At 40.0% G+C, this 6709-nt stretch carries 6 protein-coding genes; all 6 read left to right on the plus strand.

The genetic code is table 11. The features are described 5' to 3' along the window. The first annotated feature begins 15 nt into the window (after positions 1–15). The 6 genes from HYU69_04150 (at position 16) to HYU69_04175 (ending at position 6674) form a co-directional block, all read left to right on the plus strand. Complete coding sequence (locus HYU69_04150) at positions 16–2121, plus strand: HEPN domain-containing protein (GenBank protein MBI2269533.1); 2106 nt, start codon at positions 16–18, stop codon at positions 2119–2121. Positions 2122–2140: 19 nt separating this feature from the next. Continuing rightward, entirely contained in the window at positions 2141–2923 is a 783-nt protein-coding gene (gene cobA, locus HYU69_04155) for a uroporphyrinogen-III C-methyltransferase (protein ID MBI2269534.1), read from the plus strand. Between the two features lie 3 nt (positions 2924–2926). Next, positions 2927–3529, plus strand: coding sequence for a bifunctional precorrin-2 dehydrogenase/sirohydrochlorin ferrochelatase (locus HYU69_04160; GenBank protein ID MBI2269535.1), 603 nt, complete (start codon positions 2927–2929; stop codon positions 3527–3529). Positions 3530–3725: 196 nt separating this feature from the next. Next, on the plus strand, positions 3726–4436 hold the full coding sequence (locus HYU69_04165; protein MBI2269536.1) for a phosphoadenylyl-sulfate reductase: 711 nt from the start codon (positions 3726–3728) through the stop codon (positions 4434–4436). 37 nt (positions 4437–4473) lie between these two features. Continuing rightward, complete coding sequence (gene cysD / locus HYU69_04170; protein ID MBI2269537.1) at positions 4474–5379, plus strand: sulfate adenylyltransferase subunit CysD; 906 nt, start codon at positions 4474–4476, stop codon at positions 5377–5379. Positions 5380–5420: 41 nt separating this feature from the next. Beyond that, positions 5421–6674 carry a GTP-binding protein gene (locus HYU69_04175; protein MBI2269538.1) on the plus strand — a complete coding sequence of 418 codons (1254 nt, stop codon included), beginning with the start codon at positions 5421–5423 and terminating at the stop codon, positions 6672–6674. The last annotated feature ends 35 nt before the right edge of the window (positions 6675–6709 follow it).

The following is a 6709-nucleotide window of genomic DNA, read 5'->3' on the forward strand; positions in this document are numbered from 1 at the left end:
TAAATATAAATAGACATGCAAAGTTTCAGAACAGAATTAGAGAATCCAATTGTTGAAAAAGATATAATTGATCTTGAAAAAAAGATCCGTCAGTTCCGTGAGGGAACCATTGACGAGGAGAAATTTAGGAGCCTTCGTCTCGCACGTGGTGTTTATGGTCAGCGCCAGCAGGGTGTTCAGATGGTTCGTATAAAACTGCCTTATGGAAAAATGAGTGTGAAGCAGTTGTTGAGAATGTCGGATATCTCCGATGAATATGCTACTAAAAATCTGCACTTAACAACCCGCCAGGATATTCAGATACATTACGTAAGTCTTGACAAAACTCCTGAACTGTGGGCCAAGCTTGAGCAGGATAATATTACATTACGTGAAGCCTGCGGAAATACGGTAAGAAATGTGACGGCATCTCCTACAGCCGGTATTGATCCAAATGAACCCTTCGATGTTAGTCCCTATGCCCAGGAAACATTTAAATATTTCCTGCGTAACCCAATTTGCCAGGATATGGGAAGAAAGGTGAAGATCGCTTTCTCTTCCAGTGATAAGGATACCGCATTTGTATATATGCACGACATTGGCTTCATTCCGAAAATAAAGAAAGAAGGAAATAAAGAAATCAGGGGCTTTAAAGTTCTTATTGGCGGAGGTTTGGGTGCTCAGCCTTTTCTTGCTAAAACCGCTCACGAGTTTTTACATGAAGACCTCATCATTCCATATACCGAAGCTGTTTTAAGGGTATTCGACCGGCATGGCGAGCGTACAAGCAGGCACAAGGCGAGGATGAAATTTTTGATCAGTAAACTGGGCTTTGAAGAAATGGTGCGGCTGGTAAATGAGGAACAGAAAGCATTGAAGGTGAAAGAATACAAGATCAATTACGATGTTTATCCGGAAACTATTGCATCCGCGGTAAATCAAGTGTTACCTGTTGAAATAAAGGATCAGGCCAAGTATGAGGCCTGGGTAAGGACCAATGTATTTGAACAAAAGCAAAAAGGTTTTTACGGAGTTTATATTAAAGTTTTAACAGGAGATGTTAAAACAAATAAGGCGAGAGCACTGGCAGATATAGTAAAGAAGTATGCTGCCGATGATATACGTATTACAATTAACCAGGGCTTGATGTTGAAGTTTGTACGAAAGGAATATTTTAAGAATCTTTTCACAGAACTTGATCAGCTTGGCTTAGCCAATCCCGGTTTTGACAGCACAGGTGATATAACAACTTGTCCGGGCACCGACACATGTAACCTTGGAATATCAAATAGTACAGGTATCACCGGTGAACTTGAAAAAGTGATACGGGAAGAATATCCGGATCTGATATTCAACTCAGATATAAAAATAAAGATCAGCGGCTGTATGAATGGCTGCGGTCAGCACAGTATTGCCAATATAGGTTTTCATGGCAGCTCACTTAAGTCAGGCGCGAATGTATTACCTGCTTTACAAGTCTTACTAGGCGGCGGAACAACAGGTAATGGTGAGGGCAGGGTAGCGGATAAGGTGTTGAAGGTTCCAAGCAAGAGGGCCTTGCAGGTTTTAAGGGCGCTATTGGATGATTATGAGAATAATTCAAATGAGGGAGAATACTTTAACGATTATTATGTGCGTCAGACTGAGAAATATTTTTACACTTTACTAAAACCGTTCGCTGATCTTACAACGTTGAAGGATGATGATTTTATTGATTGGGGGCATGAAGTGAAATATTCGACGGCTATTGGAGTAGGGGAGTGTGCCGGCGTGATGATAGATCTTGTAGCTACTTTATTATACGAAGCGGAGGAAAAATATGGATGGGCAAAAGAATCTTTATCGCAGGAACAATATGCTGATAGCATTTACCATAGCTATAGTGTTTTTGTAAGTACTGCAAAAGCCTTATTGCTGGATAAAAAGGTAAACTGTAATACACAGCATGGAATCATTAATGATTTTGATAAGCATTATGTTGTTCCGGGTCTGATCAGTTTCGTACCTGATTTTAAAACACACGTGTTACAGATAAACAAGAACGAACCTGCTAAAGAGTTTGCTGTTAAATATCTTGCTGAAGCAGAAGCTTTTCTTGCTTTGTCAAAAACATATAGGGAAAAGCAATTGCAAAATAGTTAATACAGGTTTATAGTTAAAAATGTTCAAAATGAAAATACAACCTAAACTGACATTGATAGGTGCCGGACCCGGCGACTCGGAATTAATTACTCTGAAAGGTATAACTGCTCTCGCCAAAGCGAAGGCTATACTTTATGATGCCCTGGTTAATCCTGAATTATTGGATTTTGCCCCTCCCGGCACACTTAAAATATTTGTTGGTAAACGAAAGGGGGAGCATTCATTCACCCAGGGAGAGATTAACAAACTCATCGTTGATCTGGCTTTGACGCATGGTAATGTGGTAAGGCTTAAAGGCGGTGACTCTTTTGTATTTGGCCGCGGTTATGAAGAATTGGAATATGCAGCCAGGTATGATATCGCGACGGAGTATATTCCTGGTGTTTCCAGTTCTATAAGCGTTCCGGGTTTGCAGGGAATTCCGGTAACCAATAGAGGTACAAGCGAAAGTTTTTGGGTGATCACAGGAACAACTTCATCGGGTGAATTATCAAAAGATGTGGCTGTTGCTGCAAAGACGGATGCAACAGTAGTTATTTTGATGGGAGTTGGTAAACTTAATGAGATCGCAGAAGTATATAGGGCGAATAACAAAAAGGAAACAGCTATAGCCATCATTCAGAATGGATCTTTGCCAAATGAAAAGATCGCTTTGGGAACAATTGACTCAATTGTAAGTGTTGCAAAAGGAGAGAATATTGGAGTGCCCGCCGTTATTGTGATCGGTGATGTGGTAAAATTACATCCCAAATACGATGAAAGTCTGGCAACCTGGAATGCTTTATTAAAATTTAAAAAATAGATAATGTCTGAAACATCAAATAGAGGTAATACATTATTCCCCATCTTCCTAAAGTTGGAAAATTTTCGTGTACTTATAATTGGGGGTGGTGTTATTGGCCTCGAAAAGATCAGCGCCGTATTAAATAACAGTCCGTTAACGGATGTAACACTTGTTGCGGAGAATATATTACCTGAACTGATTGATTTTGCTGCCGGGTTTCCCAATACAAAGATCATCCGCAAAAAATTTGAAGAGACAGACCTTGATGGTAAGGATTTTGTTATCTCCGCCGTGAATGATAAAATGTTGAGTAAGGAAATTACTTTATTGGCGAAAGCAAGAAGGATACTGATAAATGTTGCGGATACACCCGATCTTTGTGATTTCTATTTATCTTCAATTGTTAAAAAAGGTGATCTCAAGATTGCGATTTCTACAAATGGAAAATCTCCGACAATGGCAAAACGGGTGAAAGAGGTCTTGAACGCTTCTTTCCCGGAGGAAACACAAAGTATATTGGATAACCTGGGCAAGATAAGAGCAGGGCTTAGTGGTGATTTCGCAAATAAAGTAAAAGAATTAAACAGGATAACTTCTGTATTGGTTGAAAAGGGAGTGAATTGATTAAATGTTTGTTTTTTTGGCTAAAACCAAATTTTAAAATCCTTCATTGCCGGTCTTAAGACCGGGGCAATGAATCAAAGGATGTAAACTGATTGACCGGATTGTTTGGCGTTGAATAAAAAAATGTTTTCATTGCCCCGACCTTCAGGTCGGGGTTATAAAAAGTGTAAAGAATCGGGCTTTAGCCCAAACGAGAATGATTGAAAAAGAGAATATAAACAGTGTGGAAGGCTTGATCAAAGGAAGATCGATCGAAGAGTCTTTGACTTTGCTTGCCGAAAAATATAAAGACAAAATAGTTTTTTCAACCAGCTTCGGTTGGGAAGATCAGGTTATTTCACACATCATTTTCACAAAAAAAATACCGATCAGGGTTTTTACATTGGATACAGGACGCTTGTTCAGTGAAACATACCTGGTATGGAACCGCACAAATGAGATGTACGGACAGAAGATAGAAGCTTATTATCCTAAGTCGGATGCTGTGCAGGAATTGTTGAATAAGAAAGGTCCTTTGAGTTTTTATGAGTCGGTTGAGAACAGGAAAGAGTGCTGCGGTATCCGTAAAGTTGAACCCTTGCAGCGTGCTTTGAAAGATATGGATTGCTGGATAACCGGCATTCGTGCCGATCAATCAGCGAACAGGTTGGATATGCGTAACCTGGAATGGGACGGCTCACACCAATTAATAAAATTTCATCCTTTGTTTGATTGGGATCTGAAACGTGTGAAAGAATTCATTACTGAAAATAATGTGCCTTATAATTCCCTGCACGACAAAGGTTTTGTAAGCATAGGTTGCGGCCCCTGCACACGTGCTATACACGAAGGAGAAGATTTTCGTGCCGGCCGGTGGTGGTGGGAAGATAACTCAAAAAAAGAATGCGGGTTGCATACACATCAATAGGATTAAAGAATGTAAATTTGAGCGAGATTTATTTTATATGAGCAAATATTATTTAGATTACTTAGAGCAGCTTGAATCGGAATCTATTCATATTCTCCGCGAGGTAGCGGGGCAATTTGAAAAACCTGCCCTGCTTTTTTCAGGCGGAAAAGATTCGATCACGCTTGTGCGCCTTGCTGAAAAAGCATTCCGGCCGGGTAAATTTCCATTCCCTTTGGTTCACATTGATACAGGACATAATTTTACCGAGACAATAGAATACCGCGACCGCATGATAAAGCGTTTAAATGAAAAACTTATCGTGCGCTATGTACAGGATTCTATTGATCAGAAAAGAGCTGTTGAACAAAAAGGAAAGAATGCAAGCCGGAATACATTGCAAACAGTAACCCTGCTTGACGCGATCGAGGAATTTAAGTTTGATGCCTGTATAGGTGGTGCCCGTCGGGACGAAGAAAAGGCGAGGGCGAAAGAGCGCATATTCTCCGTTCGTGATGAGTTTGGCCAATGGGATCCTAAGCGCCAGCGCCCCGAATTGTGGAACATTTACAATGGAAAAATACATAAAGGTGAGAATGTGCGTGTGTTCCCAATAAGTAACTGGACCGAACTCGATGTTTGGAATTACATTAAAAAAGAAAAGATAGAACTCCCTGAGATCTATTTTGCTCACAAAAGAGATTGCATTATTCGCAATGGTCAGTTGATGGCGGCTTCCGAATACCTGAATATGGATCACGAAGACACTATATTTGAAAAAACGGTCCGTTTTAGAACGATAGGTGATATAACATGTACAGCTGCCGTAGAGTCTTCCGCTGATAACATTGATACAATAATTGAAGAAATTAAAAGCTCTAAAACAAGCGAAAGAGGTGCCCGTATTGATGATAAGCAATCAGAAGCGGCAATGGAGGAACGTAAAAAGGGAGGATACTTCTAAATCAACGAATGTGAATAAAAAACGAATTTACGAATAAAGGAATGAATATCTTAAGATTTATAACCGCGGGTAGTGTCGATGATGGTAAAAGTACGCTCATAGGAAGATTATTGTATGACAGCAACGCTGTTATGGAAGATCAGCTGGAAGCCATTAAGGCATCCAGCAGAAAAAATGATGATGGTACCATTGACCTCGCTATTTTAACTGATGGCCTGAAAGCCGAGCGTGAACAGGGTATTACCATTGATGTCGCGTATAAATACTTCAATACAGATAAGCGGAAGTTTATTATTGCCGATGCCCCAGGTCATATTCAGTATACACGTAATATGGTTACAGGCGCTTCAAATGTCGATCTGGCCATAATACTTATTGATGCCCGAAAAGGAGTGATCGAACAAACCAAGCGTCATTCTTACATTACTTCATTGTTAGGAATTAAAAATATCGTGGTGTGTATTAATAAAATGGACCTTGTTGGATATTCGGAACAGGTGTTCAATGATATTGTTTCCGCGTATAAAAGTTTCGCTTCAAAATTAAAAGTGAAAGAGATCATTTTTATTCCGATCAGTGCTATCAATGGCGATAATATTGTGTCCGGTTCCACGCACATGCCGTGGTATAAAGGGAAATACCTCCTTGATTACCTTGAAAATGTGGAAGTGTTTACTGACGCGAAACAGGAATCCCCGAGGTTTACTGTTCAGTGGATCATCCGGCCTCAAACCAGAGAACTGCATGATTACAGGGGATATGCAGGAAGAATAATCAGCGGAGTATATAAAAAAGGAGATAAAATAATTGTTCAGCCTTCCTGTATAACCAGCACAATTAAAAAGATCGAAACATTTGATGGAGAGTTTGAAGAAGCCTTTGCTCCTATGTCTGTTACGATACATTTGGAGGATAATATTGATATAAGCAGAGGGGATATGATTACACCCGTAAGCCAGCAGCCCCCGGTTACCCGCGAAATTGAAGCCGATATTTGCTGGATGGATTCAAAACCATTGGAGGTGGGAAGTAAATATCTGTTCAGGCACAATAGTAGTGGTGTAAAATCGATCGTAAAGGAAGTGCTTTACAAGACGAACGTGAACACGCTTGAAAAAGTGGAGAACGACATAACTGTTAACTTAAATGATATATCCCGCATAATAATCCGTACCGCCAATCCTGTTGCCGTTGATGAATATGATAAAAATCGTGTTAACGGCGGATTTATCCTGGTAGATGAGAAGAGTAACCTTACTGTCGCTGCCGGGATGATTGCTGCTAATGTGGAGTAATACATTGCTTAAAAGCTCCGGAATTTTTTACTTAG

The organism is Bacteroidota bacterium, from assembly GCA_016183775.1.
In the GTDB taxonomy this organism is placed as follows: Bacteria; Bacteroidota; Bacteroidia; order JABDFU01; family JABDFU01; genus JABDFU01.